This is a genomic window from Achromobacter sp. F4_2707 (assembly GCF_047501535.1).
Lineage (GTDB): Bacteria > Pseudomonadota > Gammaproteobacteria > Burkholderiales > Burkholderiaceae_B > Yanghanlia.
The window spans coordinates 241,343-262,584 of record NZ_JAZDRJ010000003.1; the positions used below are offsets into that span (position 1 = coordinate 241,343).

Annotated in this window: 17 protein-coding genes; 11 read left to right on the forward strand and 6 right to left on the reverse strand. The window is 56.5% G+C overall.

Annotated elements, in window-relative coordinates; translation table 11 throughout:
• Positions 1–5: 5 nt before the first annotated feature.
• The 3 genes from ugpE to ugpB form a co-directional block, all read right to left on the reverse strand.
• The gene (ugpE, locus tag VRY85_RS04770; RefSeq protein WP_414597452.1) at positions 6–845 is read right to left on the reverse strand and encodes a sn-glycerol-3-phosphate ABC transporter permease UgpE; all 840 of its coding nucleotides are present in this window, start codon (positions 843–845) and stop codon (positions 6–8) included.
• 21 nt (positions 846–866) lie between these two features.
• The gene (gene ugpA / locus VRY85_RS04775) at positions 867–1,748 is read right to left on the reverse strand and encodes a sn-glycerol-3-phosphate ABC transporter permease UgpA (protein ID WP_414597453.1); all 882 of its coding nucleotides are present in this window, start codon (positions 1,746–1,748) and stop codon (positions 867–869) included.
• A 141-nt stretch (positions 1,749–1,889) separates the two neighbouring features.
• A complete protein-coding gene (gene ugpB, locus VRY85_RS04780; RefSeq protein WP_414597454.1) occupies positions 1,890–3,197 on the reverse strand; it encodes a sn-glycerol-3-phosphate ABC transporter substrate-binding protein UgpB in 1,308 nt (435 codons plus the stop codon).
• Positions 3,198–3,432: 235 nt separating this feature from the next.
• On the opposite strand from ugpB, the gene proC reads away from it, so the two are divergent.
• From proC to VRY85_RS04810, 6 genes are all read left to right on the forward strand, one after another.
• Entirely contained in the window at positions 3,433–4,263 is an 831-nt protein-coding gene (proC, locus tag VRY85_RS04785) for a pyrroline-5-carboxylate reductase (RefSeq protein ID WP_414597455.1), read from the forward strand.
• A 154-nt stretch (positions 4,264–4,417) separates the two neighbouring features.
• Positions 4,418–5,536 (forward strand): high-affinity branched-chain amino acid ABC transporter substrate-binding protein, encoded by a 1,119-nt coding sequence (locus VRY85_RS04790; protein ID WP_414597456.1) that lies wholly within the window; start codon positions 4,418–4,420, stop codon positions 5,534–5,536.
• A gap of 99 nt (positions 5,537–5,635) precedes the next feature.
• On the forward strand, positions 5,636–6,559 hold the full coding sequence (locus VRY85_RS04795; RefSeq protein WP_414597457.1) for an ABC transporter permease subunit: 924 nt from the start codon (positions 5,636–5,638) through the stop codon (positions 6,557–6,559).
• Positions 6,559–7,788 carry a high-affinity branched-chain amino acid ABC transporter permease LivM gene (locus VRY85_RS04800; RefSeq protein WP_414597458.1) on the forward strand — a complete coding sequence of 410 codons (1,230 nt, stop codon included), beginning with the start codon at positions 6,559–6,561 and terminating at the stop codon, positions 7,786–7,788. The genes VRY85_RS04795 and VRY85_RS04800 overlap by 1 nt, the downstream gene beginning before the upstream one ends.
• Complete coding sequence (gene livG, locus VRY85_RS04805) at positions 7,785–8,552, forward strand: high-affinity branched-chain amino acid ABC transporter ATP-binding protein LivG (protein WP_414597459.1); 768 nt, start codon at positions 7,785–7,787, stop codon at positions 8,550–8,552. Before VRY85_RS04800 ends, livG begins: the two co-directional genes overlap by 4 nt.
• Positions 8,552–9,253 carry an ABC transporter ATP-binding protein gene (locus VRY85_RS04810; RefSeq protein ID WP_414597460.1) on the forward strand — a complete coding sequence of 234 codons (702 nt, stop codon included), beginning with the start codon at positions 8,552–8,554 and terminating at the stop codon, positions 9,251–9,253. Before livG ends, VRY85_RS04810 begins: the two co-directional genes overlap by 1 nt.
• Before the next feature lie 206 nt (positions 9,254–9,459).
• Here VRY85_RS04810 and VRY85_RS04815 read toward each other — a convergent pair whose 3' ends face one another.
• A complete protein-coding gene (locus VRY85_RS04815; RefSeq protein ID WP_414597461.1) occupies positions 9,460–10,068 on the reverse strand; it encodes a glutathione S-transferase family protein in 609 nt (202 codons plus the stop codon).
• A 24-nt stretch (positions 10,069–10,092) separates the two neighbouring features.
• Positions 10,093–11,955 (reverse strand): prolyl oligopeptidase family serine peptidase, encoded by a 1,863-nt coding sequence (locus VRY85_RS04820; RefSeq protein ID WP_414597462.1) that lies wholly within the window; start codon positions 11,953–11,955, stop codon positions 10,093–10,095.
• A gap of 189 nt (positions 11,956–12,144) precedes the next feature.
• Between VRY85_RS04820 and VRY85_RS04825 the strand changes: the two genes are divergently transcribed.
• Together VRY85_RS04825 and VRY85_RS04830 are read left to right on the forward strand one after the other, a co-directional pair.
• Positions 12,145–13,155: a D-2-hydroxyacid dehydrogenase gene (locus tag VRY85_RS04825; RefSeq protein ID WP_414597463.1), complete on the forward strand. Its 1,011-nt coding sequence runs from the start codon at positions 12,145–12,147 to the stop codon at positions 13,153–13,155.
• 20 nt (positions 13,156–13,175) lie between these two features.
• Positions 13,176–14,315: a glycerate kinase gene (locus VRY85_RS04830; RefSeq protein ID WP_414597504.1), complete on the forward strand. Its 1,140-nt coding sequence runs from the start codon at positions 13,176–13,178 to the stop codon at positions 14,313–14,315.
• On the opposite strand, the gene VRY85_RS04835 is transcribed toward VRY85_RS04830, so the two are convergent.
• Positions 14,312–15,127 (reverse strand): IclR family transcriptional regulator, encoded by an 816-nt coding sequence (locus VRY85_RS04835; RefSeq protein WP_414597464.1) that lies wholly within the window; start codon positions 15,125–15,127, stop codon positions 14,312–14,314. The genes VRY85_RS04830 and VRY85_RS04835 overlap by 4 nt on opposite strands.
• 257 nt (positions 15,128–15,384) lie before the next feature.
• Between VRY85_RS04835 and VRY85_RS04840 the strand changes: the two genes are divergently transcribed.
• From VRY85_RS04840 to VRY85_RS04850, 3 genes are read left to right on the forward strand one after another with little or no spacing between them, the layout of a single operon-like run.
• Positions 15,385–16,473 carry an efflux RND transporter periplasmic adaptor subunit gene (locus tag VRY85_RS04840; protein WP_414597505.1) on the forward strand — a complete coding sequence of 363 codons (1,089 nt, stop codon included), beginning with the start codon at positions 15,385–15,387 and terminating at the stop codon, positions 16,471–16,473.
• A gap of 18 nt (positions 16,474–16,491) precedes the next feature.
• A complete protein-coding gene (locus tag VRY85_RS04845; protein ID WP_414597465.1) occupies positions 16,492–19,641 on the forward strand; it encodes an efflux RND transporter permease subunit in 3,150 nt (1,049 codons plus the stop codon).
• Complete coding sequence (locus VRY85_RS04850) at positions 19,638–21,116, forward strand: efflux transporter outer membrane subunit (RefSeq protein ID WP_414597466.1); 1,479 nt, start codon at positions 19,638–19,640, stop codon at positions 21,114–21,116. The genes VRY85_RS04845 and VRY85_RS04850 overlap by 4 nt, the downstream gene beginning before the upstream one ends.
• Positions 21,117–21,242: the final 126 nt, after the last annotated feature.

Consider the following 21,242-nt stretch of genomic DNA (forward strand, 5'->3'; position numbering starts at 1 on the left):
GGGTTCTATTTTTCGGAGTCGATCAAGCCTTTGACGAACCATTTTTGCATCAACAGTACGACCAAGGCGGGCGGCAGCATGGCCAGCAGGGCAGTAGCCATCACCAGATTCCATTCGGTCACCGCATCGCCGCCGGCAATCATGCGCTTAATGCCGACCACAATGGGGTACATATCTTCGCTGGTGGTCATGATGAGCGGCCACAGATATTGGTTCCAGCCATAGATAAACTGGATGACAAAAAGCGCGGCGATGCTGGTCTTGGAAAGCGGCAGCAAGATATCCTTGAAAAAGCGTATCGGCCCTGCGCCGTCAATGCGGGCCGCCTCAACCAGTTCATCCGGAATGGTCAGGAAAAACTGTCGGAACAGAAAGGTCGCGGTGGCAGAAGCGATCAAGGGAAGTGTCAGGCCCGCATAGCTGTTGAGCATGCCCAGGCCCGCCACGACTTCATACGTGGGCGTGATGCGGACTTCCACAGGCAGCATCAAGGTGATGAAAATCATCCAGAAAAAGAACATGCGCAACCGAAAGCGGAAATACACCACGGCAAAGGCCGACAGCATGGAAATCACAATCTTTCCGACGGCGATCACCAGGGCCATAACGGAACTGACCCACATCATACGGGCGACATCGGGCGCGCCGCCGCTGCCGGTTAGCACGGCTTTATAGTTGTCCAGAAAATGGCTGCCCGGCCATAGGGACATCGGAGCGCGCGCCACTTCCTGAGCTGTCTGTGTAGAAGCGATGAACGCCACGTACAGAGGGAAGGCGATGACGGCCACCCCTAGAAGCAGAACCAGATGGGTGAAGAAATCGAGATAAGGCCGACGTTCAACCATGCGACAACTGTACGCCCCCTTTCAATAATTGACCTTGCGGTCGATATAACGGAACTGCACCACGGTCAGTGCAATGACAATCAACATCAAAATGACCGATTGTGCTGCCGACGAGCCGATATCCAGCCCTTTGAAGCCCGTAGTGTAGACCTTGTAAACCAGAATGGAGGTGGACGTGCCGGGGCCGCCCTGCGTCATGATGTCGATAATGGCGAAGGTGTCGAAAAAGGCGTAGATCACATTCACCACCAGCAAAAAGAAAGTGGTGGGCGATAACAGCGGGAACACAATGCTCCAGAAGCGCCTGAAGGGGCCCGCGCCGTCGATGGCAGCCGCTTCAAGTAAGGAGCGGGGAATGGCCTGTAACCCGGCTAGGAAGAAAATGAAGTTATACGAGATTTGCTTCCAGACCGCCGCCAGCACGACCAGGGTCATGGCATCGGTGGAGTTCAGGCGCGGGTTCCACGCCAGGCCGGCTTCCATCATGTACACGGCCAGTATCCCGACCGACGGTGAGAACAGGAACAACCACAGCACACCGGCCACCGCCGTCGCTACGGCATAGGGCCAGATCAGCAGATTGCGGTAGAAGACTGCAGCATGCACGACTCGGTTAGCCAAAACGGCCAGCAATAAAGAAACGCTCAGCCCCAATACCGCCACCAGCGCGGAAAAAACCGCTGTGACCTTGAAAGCGTTCAGATACTCCGGGTCGCGCAGCAAGTCACGGAAGTTGTCCAGACCGACAAACATGGATGACAGCCCGAACGGATCTTCCAGGTGAAAGGCTTGCCACAGCGCCTGACCTGCCGGCAGGAAAAAAAAGATGAGGGTGATCGCCAGTTGTGGCGCCACCAGCAGGTAGGGCAAGGTTTTGTGGTTGAAAACGACGCGTTTTTCCATGGCAAGTCACAAAAACAACAGGGAAGCCCCTGAGCATTTCCAGTTAATAGACTGGCTGATGCCGGGCTTCCCTGGAAGTCCGAATGCGGCGGATTTTAGTTCATGAGCGCCTGGCCGCTGAACCGGCAGCCAGGCGTGTATTTACTTGACGCTGGATTCGAAGCGTTTCAGTAGTTCGTTGCCGCGTTGGACGATGCGCTTCATCCCTTCTTCGGCACTGACTTCGCCGGCGAAGATGCGTTCCATCTCGCCATCAGCGATTTCGCGGATCTGCGGCAAATAGCCCAGCCGCACGCCACGGGAATGCTCTGTGGTGTCGGCGTCCAGCTGGCGCACAGCGATATCGGTACCGGGGTTTTCGGTGTAGAAGCCGGAATCCTTGGTGACTTCGTAACCGGCTTTTGTTACCGGCACATAGCCGGTCTGCTGATGCCACTTGGCCGCCAGTTCAGGGCTGGAAATGTACTTGAAGAACTGGGTTACGCCTTTATAAGTTTCCGGAGATTTATTGGCGAACACCCATAATGAAGCACCGCCGATAATGGTGTTTTGCGGTGCGCCTTCAATATCGTCGTGGTAGGGCAGGGTGGTGGTGCCAAACGCGAAGTCGCCATTGCGAATGATGTTGGCACGCGAACCGCTCGAACCTGTGAACATGCCGCACTTTCCTGAGGTAAACAGTGCGTTGGGTGCGTCGCCGCGGCCACCATAGGTAAAGGTGCCGTCTTTGGCCATCTGAGCCAGGAAGTCAAAGTGCTTAACAAAGGCAGGGGCGTCCATATTCAGGCGCGCATCCAGGCCGTCAAAGCCATTGTTCTGGGTAGCGTAAGGCACGTTATGCCATGCCGCGAATGTTTCCAGTTGAATCCAGGAAGGCCAGCCGGTGGTGTAGCCGCATTCCAGGCCCGATTCACGCAGCTTTTTGCCCGCTTCCGCAACATCCTGCCAGGTTTTTGGCGGGTTTTCTGGGTCAAGGCCGGCTTTTTCAAAGGCGTCCTTGTTGTAGTAGAGAACCGGCGTCGAGCTATTGAAAGGCATGGAAATCAGCTTGCCTTCCGATGATGAGTAGTAGCTTGCCACTGCACCGAGAAAGTCAGCCGGGTTGATGGGGTCGCCCACTTCCTCAGACATTTCTTGTATGGGTTTGACTGCGCCTTTGGCGTACATCATGGTCGCCGTTCCGACCTCGAATACTTGCAGAATATCGGGCGCGTTGCTGGCTCTGAAGGCCGCAATGCCGGCATTCATGGATTCGCCGTAAGCGCCCTTGTAGATGGCGTTCACGGTGTAGTCGCTCTGGCTTTCGTTAAAGCCTGTCACCAGTTCGTTAACCCGATCGCCCAATGCGCCTTCCATTGAGTGCCAGAAAGTGATTTCCGTTGCGGCGTAGGCGCTTCCCAGAGCGGCGATCAGGCCGCTGAAGGAAAGGGCGAGGAACTTGACTTTCATAGGGAGCTCTCCTGAAAAAACATCATGACCATTCAAAGTAAAACTGCGTCGATTGAAGTGGGTGCAGTCTATGGAATGTTCTTGACAAGGACGTGACCAGACGCGGTAAATGCGCTACAGGCGCCCCAATGTAGCCACATTCGTGAAAATGCGTCAATGAAAACCGCGTCAATGAATAGGCGGCGGATCAATCTAAAACGATGCGCTGGAAGTTTCCAAACCGTACAATGGCGCCATGAACCAAGAAATCACCATTGCATTCATTGGCGGAGGCAATATGGCTTCTGCCCTGGGCGCCGGGCTTATCGGTAAACGTTGTGGCGCGCACGATGTTCATGTCATCGACATCAATCCGGAGGCCTTGCAAAGTTGGGCACAGCAGGGATGTTCTACCGCAACCGGGCCTGACGATACATTGGCCAGCCAGCGCATCTGGGTGCTGGCTGTTAAGCCGCAATTCATGAAAGAAACGGTGGCGGGCCTGCGGCCCTACCTGCAACCCGATACGCTGGTTGTCAGCATAGCGGCCGGTATTTCAGCGCAAGCGCTGGGGGCCTGGTTGGGCTGCCCTGAACAACCTTGGACACGGCTGGTTCGCAGCATGCCCAACACCCCCGCACTGATTGCCGCCGGCGCAACCGGCCTGATGGCGGGCAGTGGGGTGAGCGAAGCGGAGCGCGCTCAAGTGCAGATGCTTTTCAAAGCCGTAGGCGAAGTGGTGTGGGTGGACGACGACCACGCGATTGATGTGGTGACGTCGCTGTCCGGCAGTGGGCCGGCCTATGTGTTTCTGTTCCTCGAAGCGATGATTTCCGCCGCGGTGGAACAAGGCATGGATGCCGCCCAGGCTCGCCGGCTGGCATTGGCCACGGTCAGCGGTGCCACTCAGTTGGCCGGGCTTTCGCACGAAGATCTTGCCACGTTGCGCGAACGGGTGACGTCCAAGGGCGGCACTACCGCAGCGGCGCTGGATGTGTTGAATCAGAACGATTTTTCCGGCACGGTGCGCAACGCCATGTTGGCCGCCGCGAAGCGTGCGGAAGAGCTATCGCGCGATTTTTCTTGAGAGCTAAAGCACACTCCTAGGGCATACCCGTAGTGACAGCTTACCTGTGCTGCCCGGAGAATATGCGGGCGGCAACGATCACAAATGCGTTGCAGTAACCATTTTAATCAGAACGTGACAAGTCGCTTTGGCGATCAATTGGAGACCCGCAGGTATGAAGTCTTTTATCAGAGTGAAACCCCTTGCCCTCGCCCTTGGCGCCTTAGCATTCTCGGGCAGTGTCTATGCTGAAACCATCAAAATCGGCATTCCACAGCCTATGACAGGCCCCGCTACCCAATACGGTGACCAGATTCAAGCGGGCGCACTGACCGCTATCGACACTTTTAACGCTGCAGGCGGCGTGAATGGAAAAAAGCTTGAGCCCCTGCTGATCGACGACGGCTGCGAGCCGAAGCAGGCCGTGCCTGCCGCCAACCGCGTTGTGAACTCCGGTGCGAAGTTCGCCGTCGCCCATGCCTGCTCAGGCACAACCGTACCTGCCGTTAACGTCTACGAGAACGAAGGTATTGTGGCCATTACACCGGGAGCGACCTCGCCGCTGGTGACCGACACCATTAAGCCGCATTACTTCTTCCGCACCATCGGGCGGGACGACCAGCAAGGCCCGTTTGCGGCACGCTATATCGCTTCCACCCTCAAGCCCAAGAACGTCGCCATTTTGCACGACAAGCAGACCTACGGCAGCGGCCTGGCCAGCCAGGTGCGTGACAGCCTTGGCAAAGAAGGCATTGAAGTGATCATGTACGAAGGCATTAACGTGGGCGACAGCGATTATTCCGCAGTCATCACCAAGCTGAAGTCCATGGACCCAGGCCTGATCTATTTCGGCGGCTACCATGCCGAACTTGGCCTGCTGTTGCGTCAGGCACGCGAGCAAGGCTTGAACACCCAGTTCATGGGCCCTGAAGGTGTGGCTAACGCTGACCTCATCGCTATTGCCGGCCCTGCTTCAGAAGGCCTGCTGGTGACGCTGCCTGCCGACTTCACCAAGCTCGAAGGTAACGAGAAGATTCTCGAGAACTTCAAGACTTATAATCGCAGCCCTAACGGTGCCTTTACTATGCCGGCCTACGCTGCGGTACAGATTCTGGTCGACAGCATCAATGCAGTGGGCGAAGACCCAGACAAGGTCGCCGATCACATGCATAAAGCCAGTTTCAACACTGCCATCGGCAAGGTCGAATACGATGAAAAGGGCGACCTCAAAGAGTTTGAGTTTGCCGTTTACAAAGTGGACGACAAAGGCAACATGAACCAGCTGGAAAACTAAACTGTTGTAAATAAAGCTCCAGCCGGCGACCCGGCTGGGGCCTTTCTTTTTCCTGGTCGGCCGCACACCGGCGGGCCGACGTAGTAGGAATCCTGTTTTATGTCCGAATTCATACCCCAACTATTGCAGCAGCTCTTTAACGGGCTGTCGCTTGGCGCCATTTATGCGCTGATCGCCATTGGCTACACAATGGTCTATGGCATCATTGGCATGATCAACTTCGCGCATGGCGAGATCTACATGATCGGCGCTTATGTGGGGCTGGTGACGTTGTCCGTCATCGGCGTGGGCAGTGGGCTGCCAATCGCCGTCATCATCCTCATCATGTTGATTGTGGCCGTTCTGGTCACTGCCGTTTATGGTTATACGGTAGAAAAAGTGGCTTATTCGCCCTTGCGTGGCAGTCCACGCCTGGTGCCTCTGATTTCCGCCATCGGTATGTCCATCTTTTTGCAGAACTGGGTGGCTGTCGGCCAAGGCGCGCGCGACCAAGCCGTGCCTGCGCTGGTCACCGGGGCTTTGCAGGTCAATATCGGCGACTACACCATTACCGCACCCTATTCGCGCATCATGATTATCCTGGTCACCGTGGTGCTGATGATTATGCTGCATTTGTATATCAAGCATTCTCGTCTGGGCCGCGCATCCCGTGCCTGCTCACAAGATTTGCGGATGGCGAATCTTCTGGGTATCGACACCAATAAAATCATCTCCTTCACCTTTGTCATCGGCGCCATGCTGGCGGCTGTGGGCGGGGTGTTGATTGCGCTGGCCATTGGCAAGCTCAACCCCTTTATTGGTTTTCTGGCAGGGATCAAAGCGTTTACCGCAGCGGTGCTGGGAGGGATCGGCAGCATACCGGGCGCCATGCTTGGCGGGGTGTTGCTGGGGCTGGCTGAAACTTTCGCCGCCGCCTATATCTCCTCGCAATACAAGGACATCGTAGCCTTCAGCTTGTTGGTCTTCATCCTGCTGTTCCGTCCAACGGGGCTTCTCGGTAAACCAGAAGTGGAAAAAGTGTAATGGTTAGCAATATCAAGAATGCCTTTATCGCGGCCTTGATGGCCGGGGTCATTATTACCCCGGTGTATGGGCTGCAGATTGTGCGCAGCGGTATGCAGAGTCATATCGAGCCGCAGTGGGACCTCGTGCTGATCGGCATGGGTATCGTATTTCTGTTTCAGGCCTTTGTTCGCCCCACCTTTGCGAAGTTGCTTGGCTCGCGCACCAGTAAAGTGCGCATGCCGGTGCTTAACGACAAGGCGCGACGCGGCTCCATCATGCTGCTCATCGCTATCGCTTTGATCTGGCCCTTTTTCATGGGTCGGGCGGAAGTCGATATCGCCACCCTGGTGCTTATCTATGTGATGCTGGGCCTGGGCCTGAATATCGTGGTGGGCTTTGCGGGCCTGCTCGACCTTGGCTTCGTAGGTTTTTACGCCGTGGGTGCCTATACCTATGCGTTGCTGTATCACTGGGCCGATTGGGGCTTCTGGAGCTCATTGCCCATGGCCGGCATCATGGCCGGCATTTTTGGTTACCTGTTGGGTTTTCCCGTTCTGCGGCTGCGGGGCGACTACCTGGCCATCGTGACGCTCGGTTTCGGCGAAATTATCCGGCTGTTGCTGATCAACCTGTATGAATTCACCGGTGGCCCGGACGGCATATCGGGTATTCCCAAGCCCACCGTGTTTGGCATGCCCATGACGCGGCGCGCCGCCGAAGGCGAGACCACCTTCCACGATTTCATGGGGTGGCAGTTCGATAACATGGATGTGATCATCTATTTGTATCTCATGGCCTTGGTGCTTGCCTTGATCACCCTGTTTGTATCTAACCGGGTAATTCGCATGCCAATCGGCCGCGCCTGGGAGGCCTTGCGTGAAGATGAAATCGCCTGCCGTTCTTTGGGGTTGAATCCAACCAATATCAAATTGTCGGCCTTTACCATGGGGGCGGTTTTCGCCGGGTTTGGCGGGGCATTCTTTGCCGCACGCCAGGGGCTGGTTAACCCAGAATCTTTCACCTTCTTGGAGTCTGCGCTGATTCTCGCCATTGTGGTGTTGGGCGGCATGGGCTCACAGGTGGGGGTGATTCTTGCGGCCATTATTCTCACCGTTCTGCCGGAGGTGGCGCGAGAATTTGCTGAATACCGGATGATGATTTTTGGCCTGGTAATGGTGTTGATGATGATGTGGCGTCCGCAAGGCCTTCTGCCCATGAAACGTCCCCAGGTGGAGCTGAAGAAATGAGCAAGGTTCTGCTGCAAGTATCTGATCTCAACATGCGCTTTGGCGGCCTGCTGGCGGTTGACGGCGTGGCATTCGATGTGAAAAGCGATGAGGTTTTCGCCATCATTGGCCCTAACGGTGCAGGTAAAACCACGGTGTTCAACTGCGTGGGCGGGTTTTACAAACCCACCAGCGGCGTCATCATCATGGATGGCAAGCCGATTCATGGCATGCCCAGCCACAAGGTGGCACGCGAGGGCTTGGTGCGCACCTTCCAAAACGTGAGGCTATTCAAAAGCCTGACTGTTCTGGAAAACTTGTTGGTTGCCCAGCACCAGCACATCAATACCAACTTGTTTTCGGGTCTGCTCAAGACGCCGGGCTTCCGTCATTCAGAAGAAGAGGCACTGGAGAACGCCGCCAAATGGCTCGACTTCATGGATATACGTGAATACGCGAATCGTGAAGCGGGCAACTTGGCTTACGGCCACCAGCGGCGCCTGGAAATTGCCCGCTGCATGATTACCAAGCCGCGCCTGCTCATGTTGGATGAGCCCGCTGCGGGCCTGAACCCTCAGGAAAAACGTGATCTGCAGTTACTTATCGACCAATTGCGGCGGGAGTTCGGGGTGGCTGTGCTTTTAATTGAGCACGATATGAGCCTGGTGATGGGGGTTTCGGATCGCATCATGGTCATGGAACACGGTAAACCCATCACGACAGGCATTCCTGAAGAAGTCCAGTCCGATCCTCGTGTCATTAAGGCATACCTGGGGGAAGAGTAGTGCTCAAGCTGCAAAATGTGAATACCTTTTACGGTGCCATCCAGGCGCTTAACGATGTGTCGGTGGAGGTCAACCAAGGGGAAATCGTCACGTTGATCGGTGCCAACGGTGCAGGCAAGACCACCATGCTTATGACAGTCTGCGGGTCGCCGCGGGCGCGTAGTGGCACGGTTACCTTCCAGGGTGAAGACATTACTCATGCCTCTACCCATCTCATCATGCAGAAGGGCATAGCCATTTCTCCTGAGGGACGGCGGGTGTTTCCGGATCTCACCGTCACTGAAAATCTCAAGATGGGCGGTTTTTTCCTGAAGAAAACCGAAATCGAGGAGGGGCTGGACCGCGTCTATGACCTGTTCCCACGCCTGAGAGAGCGGGCGTCGCAGCGTTCCGGCACCATGTCCGGCGGCGAACAGCAGATGCTGGCCATTGGCCGGGCGCTGATGAGCCGGCCTACTTTGCTGCTTCTGGATGAACCCACGCTGGGTCTGGCGCCGCTCATCATTGCCCAGATTTTTGAAATTATCCAGACCATTCGCGAACAAGGCGTCACGGTTTTCCTGGTTGAGCAAAACGCCCACAAGGCGTTGCAGGTGGCCGACCGGGGTTATGTTCTGGAAACCGGCAAAGTGGTGTTGGCCGATACAGGCCCCAATCTGCTGATTAACGACGAGGTTCGTAAGGCCTATCTGGGCGCTTGAGTCCACAATGAATCTGCCCGAAGCGCTGGCTCTTCTTCCGTAAGTTCCTCCACCTTTGGGTAGCTTGGGGTCTAAATGAAACAGGCTTGAAACTGTGCCGAGGCACGGTTTCAAGCCTGAGTTAGCGAAGAGCGGCGAGGGCATACTGGAGGAGATAAGCTTTAGCTGTTGCACCTCGCCGGTTCTTCACTGAGCAAGGGTTTGGCTTATTGCAGCCCTTCCGCAGCAACGGCTGCTTGCACCCCGGCGTCGACATTCATGCGGTTGAAAAAGGCCATCAGGTTGCTGAAGCCTGACAGATCCATTTTTACGGCGAGCGCCCAGCGCATGACAGTATAGAGATAGGGGTCGACGATGGAACGCGTTCCGGTGACCCACTCTTTGCCTTCAAGTTGCTTATCGACAATGCCAAACAGTCGCATGGCTTGGGCCTTACCGCCGGCCACAAGTTGTTCTTGGCAAGCTGCATCGCTGGTATAAGCAGCCTTACCAAAAACCAGGCTGAACGATTTATGCAGGTCAGCATTCACAAAAGCCAGCCAGCGGCGGGTGTCTGCGCGCCCTTTGATGTCCTGCGGCATCAGACCCGCTTCCGGGTATTTTTCGGCCACATATTCCAAAATGGCGGAGCTTTGCGTTAAGACCAAGTCGCCGTCTGTCAGGACAGGTACGGAACCCACCGGGTTTAGCGCCAGAAATTCGGGCTCCTTAAGTTTGTCGCGGGATACAGCCTGGGCTTCATAGGGCTGGCCGACCCATTCCAGAACAATGTGGGTGGCCAGTGGGCAGGCGCCCGCCATGTAATAAAGCTTCATAGTAATGCTCCTTTTTCACTTTATTTATTCGACACTTGCCAGATGCTGGCTGAGAAACGCTTCCATATGTTCATAAAACTCGAACTTGTTCTCGTCGTTATGAAAACCATGGCCTTCGTTATCTTTGACCATATATTCCACCTCGACTCCGCGTGAGCGCAAGGCCGCCACCATTTGGTCGCTTTCGTCTTTGTTAACACGCGGGTCGTTGGCGCCTTGGGCGATAAATAGCGGGGTACGGATATTCCCGGCATTAAGCGCTGGTGAAGTGGCTTCCAGGCGTTCTCGGTCTTTTTCCGGGTGGCCGACCATGCTGTACATTTTTTCCAGCAAGGGCTTCCAATAGGGGGGAATCGTATTCAGGAAAGTCAGGAGGTTGGACACGCCGACGAAATCCACCGCCGCCGCGTAGAGTTCCGGTGTGCGAGTGATGCCCGACAAAACGGCGTAGCCACCATAGCTGCCGCCATAGATGGCAATGCGGTTGCGGTCGGCAATCCCTTGTTCAATCAGCCATTGCACGCCGTCGGTGATGTCGTCCTGCATGGCCAAACCCCATTGGCCGAAGCTGGCTTCCCAAAATTTGCGCCCGTAGCCGGTGGAGCCGCGAAAGTTCATCTGCAACACGCAATACCCACGGTTGGCCAGAAACTGAGCTTCGGGGTTAAACCCCCAACTATCACGCGCCCAGGGGCCGCCGTGCGGGTTAACGACGCATGGCAGGTTGCGAGGCTCACGGCCTTTGGGAAGGGTGAGGTAGCCATGAATGACCAGCCCGTCGCGCGCGGTGTACTGAATAGGCTTGACCTCTGCCATGTCGCTTTCGGGTAAGGCTGGGTTGATGTCGGCTAGTTTGGTCAGGCTGCCTGTATCTTCATCGTATATATATCGGCTGCCGGGTGTGCGGTCGTTATAGGCCGCCACAATGTATTTGCGTTCGTCGCGTGTGCTGCTTTGCAGGGCGATTTCATAGCCGGGCAAGCTTTCCGAAACACGCAAGTGGCGCTCGGCGGCTTGTTGGTCAAAAAAGTGATACTTGACGCGGTCGGTCTGGTAGACGGCTGCGGTAAGCACATGCCGCAGGCGGGAATAGCCGACGCCGTCCAGGTCCACTCCGTCTGCTTCGAAAATCACCTGCTCTTCGTCTGGTTTGTCCGGGGCGATGATGACCAGCGCCAGGCAATCGCGGCCTCGGTTGCTCAGGGCATACAGGCAGCGGTTATCGAAGGTGAAAAGCTCGGGGCTGACGGAACTACGGAAATCTGTGGTGATGAGTGCGCGAAAATCTTCGCTTTCAGACTCACGGTAGAGCAGGGTGGTTTCCAGGCCATCACTGGCTGTGGCGGCGCGTAATAAGCCATGGTGGTCAGTGTGCCAGGCAATGATGTTGCCCGGGTTTTCAGCGACCAGAGTTTCTTCACCGGTACGCACATTTACCCGATACACGTCAAAGGATTGCGGTTCGCGGTGGTTGTGGGCGATCAAGATATGGTCGGGGTCATCGTAGAGCTCGTCCGCAATCCCAGCACGCGTTTCAGGGTAAGGGGTGAGGTCGGACACTTTCCCGTCGTTCAGGTCTACCGCCACCACATGGAAGTTTTCATCGCCCTGGAAATCTTTGGCATACAACAGAATATCTGAGCCCTTCCAGTAGTACTCGGCGATGTCCCTTTCTGTTTCGCGGGTGAGGCAGCGTGCTTCTCCTATGGGGGTGCTTCCATCCAGTTCTTGAACGAAGATGTTCATACGGGCGGGGCCGTCATCAAAAGAAACCGGCTCCATGAATGCTAGCCAGCGGCCATCGTCGGAGAGACGGAAAAAACCACGGTCAGGGTTGCGGAAAAAGTCAGTCAAGGGGTAGACGGGAGGCAGGCTTTCTCGGCTCATCAATAAGATTTCCATAGGCTGGAGGAAAGGCAGCCGCCCATATGGCAAGACACATATGAGCAAGCAGCGAAAGTCATTACTATATAGGATTGCCCGGGCTGCAACGGTATACGTCAGGCATTCTCGCCAATGAGGGGCTGCTCGAAACCCGCAGACGCCCGCTATTACACGATAAAAAAAGAGGAAGACATGGCATCAACCCCCCTGAAAGTGGTGTTTCTGGATCGTGAAACGATTTCACCTCAGACAGTCTTGCGAGCGCCGGCGTTTCCGCATGTGCTTGAACTGCATGGCCGTACCCGACCTGAGCAGGTGAAGGAACGCATCGCGGACGCCGACATTGTGCTGGTGAACAAGGTCAGGCTTGGTGCAGAAGAAATTGCCGCCGCGCCTCGGCTGCGCATGATTGCTCTGGCGGCAACAGGAAGCGACAACATTGATCTTGTCACATGCCGTGAACGGGGTATCGTGGTTTCTAATATTCGTGGGTATGCGGTGAAGACTGTCCCCGAACACGTGTTTGCCTTGATTTTCGCCTTGCGACGCAGCATTGTGGCGTATCACCAATCCGTGAAAAGTGGCCGCTGGCAAGAGGCCAACCAGTTCTGCTACTTTGATTACCCCATACGCGATCTGGCCGGTTCCACTTTAGGGGTGATCGGTGCGGGCTCATTGGGGCAGGCGGTCGCGCAGATAGGCCGCGCTCTGGGCATGCGGGTGTTATTCGCCGCCCATAAAGGCCGTACGGATATGGGAGCCCTTTATACGCCTTTCGAAACCGTACTGGCTGAAAGCGATGTGATCAGCCTGCATTGCCCGCTGAACGAACAGACTCATCATTTGTTAAGTCATGCTGAATTTTCGGCCATGGCGCGTAAGCCCATGCTGATCAATACGTCGCGAGGGGCACTGATTGACGACCATGCGCTGGCCGAGGCCTTGCGTAGTGGCCAGTTAAGTGGGGCAGGTCTAGATGTCACAGTGCCCGAGCCTCCGGCAGCCGACCATCCCCTTATGCAGTTATTGGATCTGCCTAATTTCATCCTTACCCCGCATGTGGCTTGGGCCAGCCAAGAAGCCATTCAAGCGGTGGCCGATCAACTTATCGACAACGTTGAAGCGTTTGTTAAAGGCGAGCCGCGCAACGCCTTGGTCGGCAGCGGGGGGCTTAGTGCGAAGGTGAGTGGGGAGTCGCGTTGATGCAAGCAGGCAATCGGCAGTTGCGTGTTGTTGTTGCCCCGGATTCCTACAAGGAAAGCCTGTCGGCAGTTGAAGTGGCCGAGGCCATGGCGCAAGGCGTGCGCATGGCCGCCCCGCAGGCCGAGGTGCTTTGCGTGCCGATGGCTGATGGCGGAGAAGGCTCGCTGGATGCGGTGCTGGCAGCCACCGGCGGTCAAAGGCGTCATGCCCTAGTGCAAGATGCGAATGGTTCGCCTTGCGAGGCCGCTTGGGGTTGGCTGGGTGGAGCAACCGCCTTCATTGAAATGGCTGAAGCAGCGGGGCTGGAGCGTATACCGCTTGCGCAGCGGCAACCTTTATCGGCCACGACATATGGCGTAGGCCAATTGGTACGCGAAGCACTAGACGCCGGAGCCCGGCGCATTGTGCTGGGGCTGGGAGGCAGCGCCACCACGGATGGCGGAGCGGGGCTGTTTCAGGCGCTGGGCGGACAACTGCAGGACAGCCAAGGCACAGAGCTTGGCCGGGGCGGCGCCGCCTTGCAGCACCTTGCGCGGATCGATGTGTCTCAGCTCGACCCACGGCTTGCTGATACTCAGTTCGAGATTGCCGTCGATGTGGACAACCCCCTTTGTGGCGAGCGGGGCGCGGCGGCCATCTTTGGGCCGCAGAAAGGGGCTTCGGCAGCCGATGTCGTGCTTCTCGATACGGCATTGGCGCATTTCGCGTCAGTCTGTCATGCGTTGACCGGCCACGATGTCTCTCATCTGCCTGGCACGGGTTCGGCCGGCGGGTTGGGGTTTGTCATTAAGAGCTTCTTCCAGGCGGAGTTTCGTCCGGGAGTCGAGTTGATTGCGGGGCTGGCGGGCCTCGACCAAGCCTTGCAAGGAGCGGATCTCGTATTCACCGGAGAAGGGCGGATGGATCGCCAAACTCTGCTGGGGAAAACACCGGCTGGAGTGGCACGTTATGCTAAACGGCATGGTGCTGCGGTGATAGCTTTAGCCGGCTCGCTGGGTGCAGGGTACGAAGCCTTGTATGAGGTTGGTGTGACGGCGGCATTCAGCGTAGTGTCAGGGCCAATGACACTAGAGCAGGCTTGCGGCAATGCTGCTGAACTGGTGTGCGAACGCGCACGCGACAGTATGTTGTTGTGGCTGTCGGGGCGGGCGCACGCTTAAGAGGAGGGCGGCAGGCCCAATGAACCGGCCTGCTTGTCTTCTTCAAAGCCAATGGCTTCGGCCACAACCCTTTCCTTATGAGCCAGCATAGCGGTTTGAATCGCCGTCGCCCGCGCATCGAAGCGGGCATCTGGAAGGGTGACTTCAAAGGCGTACACCCCCATATTGGTATTCACCACCGTCGCCATTGAGCTCATACCCTGAATAAACTCGTTGCGAGACACCGCAAACCCGCGTTCACGCGTTGCCGCTAACTCGTCTTGGAGCGCCTGACGAGTGCGCAAGGTGGAGTCGGTATACGGTTCAAGTTCAGGCTGGAACAGGCGTTCAATGAGGTCTGCACTATAGGCAGACAGTAAGGCTTTGCCGCCCGCTGATGTATACAGCGGCGACTGGCTTCCCTGGCAAAGCACCACCCGCAACGGGTGCTCGGCTGTCATGGTTTCCAGCACCATGCTTTTGGCATTTACCGCTGTAATGATGCTGCAAGTTTCATTGACGGCATCCAGCAGCATCTTCAGCTGATGTCGCCCGAACACCACCATGTCTGCATGGGCGGTGGCCACCAAAGAGGACACGGCCGGGCCCAGGCGAGTGCCTCCATTAGGCCCTTTTGCATCGACCAACCCTTCAACTTCGAGGGCGGTGACCAGGCGCTGTACCGTGGAGCGGGGCAAATCTACTTCATTGGCTATGGCTGTCAGGCTTAAGCCCCCGGGGTGAGCACTCAGGGCACGCATGATGGCGGCGGTGCGCGAAACAACCTGTACGCCCCCGCGCTGATCCGCATGAATCGTTTCGTCTTTTTCCAACTTAACTCCCTCCGTGTGTGCTCATCATACTTCCATAACCTCAACACATTAAGTGTACCGTTTAGTGGTTAATTAAACCGCTAAATGGTATAGTGTCGTCTTTTCCGGTACAGGTGTCCACTCTACGGTACATTCCGTAACCTTGCGTTCGCAAGGTCTACCGGCTCCAGAATCCAAATAACGAGGTAAACGTGAAGAACAACGTCCAACGCAAGGGCACGCTGTCGCGTCGGAATGTGCTGGCCGCCGCCACAGCGATGCTGGCTCTGACCGCCTGCGGGCAGAAATCTGAAATGCCACCGCCACAGGCGGCTACGCCTCAAGTCATTGTTCAGGAGATGCAGGCGACATCCGTCAGTGTTGTGGATGAGCTGCCTGGTCGCACGACCGCGTTTCGTGTGGCCGAAGTCCGGCCTCAGGTGAACGGCATTGTTGAAAAACGCTTATTCAAGGAAGGCTCCGAGGTCGAAGCGGGTGAACAGCTCTATCAGATTGATGATGCCTCTTATCAGGCGGCCTATAAAAAGGCTACGGCAAATTTGAGCACGGCCCAATTGCAGGCCAAGCGTTATTCAGAACTTGCGAAGGTGAACGCTGTCAGCCGGCAGGCGCACGATGATGCGCAGGCGGCTTATCAGCAAGCGCAGGCGGATGTCGAGATTGCGCGCATCAACCTTGAATACACCAAAGTGTTGTCGCCTATTTCTGGCCGAATTGGCCGCTCGGCGGTATCGGAAGGGGCCCTAGTCATTAACGGCCAGCCCAATGCCATGGCAACTGTGCAGCAGCTCGACCCGATTTATGTCGACATGACACAGTCTTCGGTTGAAATGATGCGCCTGCGTCGTGCCTTAGAGGAAGGGCGTATTCAAAGCAATGCCGAGGGCAATGCGCCGGTGAAATTGCGTCTGGAAGACGGCTCCATCTACGAGCACGAAGGGGCTTTACAGTTTTCTGAAGTCGAGGTGTCTCCCAGTACAGGCAGCGTAACGCTGCGCGCCCAGCTCCCTAACCCTGATCGCAAGCTGCTGCCGGGCATGTTTGTCCATGCAGAAGTGGAAAGCGGCACCTTGGACGGTGTGTATCTCTTGCCAAACCAGGCGCTGATGCTGGGTAATGAAAAGTCGACGGTCTACGTGGTGGATGCAGACAACCATATCGAAGCGCGGCGCGTGGTGAATACGCGCATGGTTGGCGATAAGTGGGTTATTACCGAGGGCTTGCAGGACGGCGACCGCGTGGTGGTGGAAGGCCGCCAGAAAGTACGCCCCGGGGCCAAGGTGGAAGTCGCCCCGCAACAATCATCCGCTGATGAAACTGTGGCCGACGCGGCTCAGAACCCATAAATCAGGGGATAGCGAACCATGTCAAACTTCTTTATCAATAGGCCAATTTTCGCTTGGGTTCTGGCTATTGCCACCATGCTGGCCGGAACGCTGGCGCTTTTCTCTTTACCGGTCAGCCAATACCCTAACGTTTCGCCACCCGCTGTAGCCATTATTGCCGCCTATCCGGGCGCTTCTGCAGAAACTGTGCAAGATACAGTTGCTCAGGTGATTGAGCAGCAGATGAACGGCCTGGACGGCATGCGGTATATCCAGACGCAAAGTAATGCCGACGGCAGCATGGTGATGGTGATCACCTTCGAGCAGGGGACAGACCCTGATATTGCGCAGGTTCAGGTGCAGAACAAGCTGCAATTGGCCACCCCTTTGTTGCCACAGGAAGTTCAAGCTCAAGGGATGCGCGTGGCGAAGTACCAAATCAACTTTATGTTGATTGGCGCTCTGGTGTCGGAAGACGGCAGCATGAGCAGCTATGCGTTGGGCGACTATCTGGTATCTAACTTGCAGGATACGATTGTTCGCACGCCTGGAGTGGGCGATTTTCTGGCCTTTGGCTCGCAAAATGCGATGCGGATCTGGCTGGACCCTGCCAAGCTGAATAATTATGCGCTGACGCCAAGCGACGTAATTGCTGCGATTCAGGAACAGAACGTCCAAGTATCTGCTGGCCAGTTGGGCGGCAGGCCTTCCGTGGAAGGTGCTGTTCTTTCTGCCACCGTGAACGGGAAAACCCGTTATCAAACGGTGGAGGAGTTCGAGAATATCCTGCTCAAGGTGAACCGTGATGGTTCACAGGTGCGCATTCATCACGTAGCGGATGTTGCTCTGGATGCTGAGAATTTTGCGATTTCCGGCAAGTACAACAATATGCCTGCTGCGGGCTTGGCGCTGCGCCTGGCTACCGGCGCCAATGTGCTCGATACCGTGGAGCGGGTGAAAGAAGTATTGAAGGAACAGGAGCCCTTCTTGCCGGACGGCGTAAGCGTTGTCTACCCCTATGACACCTCGCCCGTCGTGAGTGCGTCCATGGAAAGCGTGGCCATGACCTTGATCGAAGCCATTATCCTGGTGACGCTGGTCATGTATCTGTTCCTGCAGAATATCCGGGCAACGCTGATTCCCGCACTGGCCGTGCCGGTCGTGGTGTTGGGCACCTTCGGCGTGATGGCATGGGCAGGCTTTAACTTGAACATTCTTACGATGTTCGGCTTGGTGCTGGCCATTGGCATGCTGGTGGATGACGCCATCGTGGTGGTGGAGAACGTTGAGCGCGTCATGGTGGAAGAGGGCCTGGGGCCCAAGGAAGCGACCATTAAATCGATGGGGCAATTGCAAGGCGCTTTGGTGGGTATCGGGCTGGTGTTGTCGGCCGTGTTTGTACCCATGGCCTTCTTTGGCGGTTCGGCTGGTGTCATTTATCGCCAGTTCTCCATCACGATTGTGGTTGCCATGACACTGTCCGTGTTTGTGGCACTGATCTTTACGCCGGCGCTTTGCGCGACCATGCTCAAGCCTGTCTCTAAAGGGCATCAGGCTAAACGCGGCTTCTTCGGCTGGTTTAATCGTCGATTCGATTCTGGTACGCGTAAGTTCGAGCGTGGTGTCAGCCAGGTGCTGAAACGCAAGGGCGCCTTTATGCTGGTCTATCTGCTGATCGTGGCGGCGGCGGGCTGGATGTTCCAGAAAATCCCAACCTCCTTTCTGCCAGATGAAGATCAAGGGAGCTTTGTGGTTCAGGTCCAGATGCCGGAAAACTCGAGCAGCCAGCAGACCGAAGTGGTGCTTGAGCGCATTACCGAACATCTGCTGACCGTGGAAGGCGACAGCGTCGAAGGCATGATGTCGGTAAACGGCTTTAACTTTGCCGGTCGCGGCCAGAGCTCAGGTGCGCTGTTTATCCAGATGAAGCCCTGGGAAGAGCGCACAGGGGAAGGGCAGGACGTTTTCTCTGTAGTGGCCCGTGCCAATGCTGCGTTCTCGCAATATCGCGATGCGATTGTGATTGCTTTCGCGCCACCGGCCATTATGGAGCTGGGTAACGCCACAGGCTTTGACTTCTACTTGCAAGACCGGGGCGGTCTGGGCCATGAAGCCTTGATGGACGCGCGCAACCAGTTCCTCTACGAAGCCTCGCAGCATCCGGCATTGATAGCGGTGCGGCCTAACGGCATGAATGATGAACCCCAATACCAGATTCTCATCGACGATGAGCGGGTGCGTGCCATGGGGCTGTCTTTGGCGGATGTGAATGCCACCATGTCGGCAGCCTGGGGGTCGGCCTATGTTAATGACTTCCTGGATGGCAACCGGGTCAAGAAGGTGTATGTGCAGGGCGAAGCTGCATCGCGTGTCACACCGGAAGACTTTAATCGCTGGTATGTACGCAACGCAGACGGTGAAATGGTGCCTTTCTCCGCCTTTGCGACCGGTACCTGGGTAGTGGGTTCGCCTCGCCTGGATCGCTTCAATGGTTTACCCGCAGTGCAGATTCTGGGTGAACCGGCTCCCGGATATAGCTCGGGTGATGCCATGGCTGCCGTGGAGGAAATTGCTACCAGGCTGCCGCAAGGCTTTGCGGTAGAGTGGGCCGGCCTTTCGTATGAAGAACGGGCCACCGGCAACCAGGCGCCCATGCTGTATCTGCTTTCGGTTATCGTGATTTTCCTGTGTCTGGCGGCACTGTATGAAAGCTGGTCGATCCCGGCCTCGGTCATGCTGGTGATTCCGCTTGGCGTTTTGGGAGCGACGGCGGCTGTGCTGATGCGGGGGTTGGGCAACGATGTGTTCTTTCAGATCGGATTGCTGGCCACGGCGGGTCTGGCGGCCAAGAACGCTATTCTGATTGTCGAATTTGCCCGCGACCTGAACCAGAAAGAGGGTATGAACCTGGTAGAGGCTGCTATTCACGCCGCCCGCCTGAGGTTCCGCCCCATCATCATGACCTCTTTGGCTTTTATTCTTGGCGTGGTGCCGCTGGCGATTGCGACGGGCGCAAGCTCTGGCAGCAGTCAGGCCGTTGGTACCGGAGTGATCGGCGGCATGATTGCCGCAACCGTGCTGGCTGTGTATTTCGTGCCACTGTTCTACGTGGTGGTCAGCAGCCTATTCAAACGTAAGAATCCGGCTGATAAAGTCGGGAAACAGGAAACGGAGGCCGTGTCCCCATGAAGGTTGCAATCCAATCAGGTCTGACGGGCCGCTTTAGCGCAACGCCTTTTAAAGCCCGGCCACTCATGCTGGCCTGCATGCTGGCCGTCTTAGCAGGCTGCTCTTTGACGCCCAAATACGAGCAGCCCGTTATGCCCGTGCCCGAACAGGTAGGGGCGCCGGCGGGAGAGTCGCTCGCGACAGGTGTGCAAGCACCGACGCTGCAGGGCTGGAGGGACGTGTTTATTGACCCTCAGTTGCAGGGCCTGATCAGCCTTGCACTGGAAGAAAACCGCGACTTGCGTGAGGCCGTGTTGAATGTGGAGGCGGCGCGTTCACAATATCGCATTCAGCGTTCGGCGCTGTTGCCTTCGGTTGGCGCCTACGGTGAGGGTGCGCGCCAACGCATGCCAGCCGATCTCTCGCCCACGGGAAGCACGACAACGGCAGGGCAGTATGCCGCTGGGGCGATGGCGTCCTACGAAGTGGACTTTTTTGGCCGTTTGCGTGGCTTGAGCGCTGAAGCTTTGGAAAATTACCTAGCGACGGAAGAGGCGCGGCGCAGCGCCCACATCAGCCTGGTGGCGGAAGTGGCCAGCGCTTATCTGGGCTGGGTTGTGGACAGCCAATTGCTGGAACTGGCACGCAACACTCAGGCGACACGCGAACGCACGGTCGAGTTGGTGGAGCGCCAGTATGAGGTGGGAGTGGCTACTCAACTGGATCTCAGCCAGGCCAAGGGTGCGTTGCACGATGCGCGCAGTCGTACGGCAGAGTTTGACCGCTTGGTTCAGCAAGATATCAACGCCTTGCAGTTCTTGACGGGTAGCGCTACGCCGCTTGAACTGGGCGACGCGCCTAAAGATTTGAACAGCGTAGTCAAGCTGGCGGGCATTCCAGAAGCGCTACCCAGCAGTGTTTTGCTGAATCGGCCGGACATCCGTGCGGCAGAGCATACGATACGAGCGGCCAACGGCAGTATTGGCGCCGCACGTGCCGCCTTCTTCCCGCGCATTGTTTTGACGGGTACGGCGGGTACGGCCAGCGCCGACCTTTCCAACCTGTTCAGCAGTGGGACGGGGGCGTGGTCTTTCTTGCCCCGGCTCGATCTGCCCATTTTCGACTTCGGCAACCGCCAGGCTAATCTCGACTTGGCTGAAGTCAGGCGCGATATTCGCATTACCCAATACGAGCGGGCTATTCAGGCTGGTTTTCGCGAGGTGGCTGACGCCTTGGTGGCGCGTAGTCGCTATGTACAGCAACTCCAGGCGCAGGAAGATCTTGTGGAAGAAGCGCAGCGTACCTATACGTTGTCGTCTTATCGTTATGAAACCGGCATAGACAGCTTCTTGCAGGTGCTGGATGCACAACGTACTTTGTTCAATGCCCAACAGTCCTTACTGGTTAATCGTGCGCAAGAGCAACTTAATCTGGTCCAGCTGTACCGTTCTTTGGGTGGAGGCTGGGAAACGGGCAAGGGCAGTACCCTAGAGTGAAACAGTCGATTTCAGGCACGCTACCTGCCTGATGTTGTTACACAACCCATCTCAAGCAAGATCTAGTTAAAATTCGAAGTTCGTTGTAAGGCGGGTGGGTGATGTTTCGCTAACCCTTATGGCAAA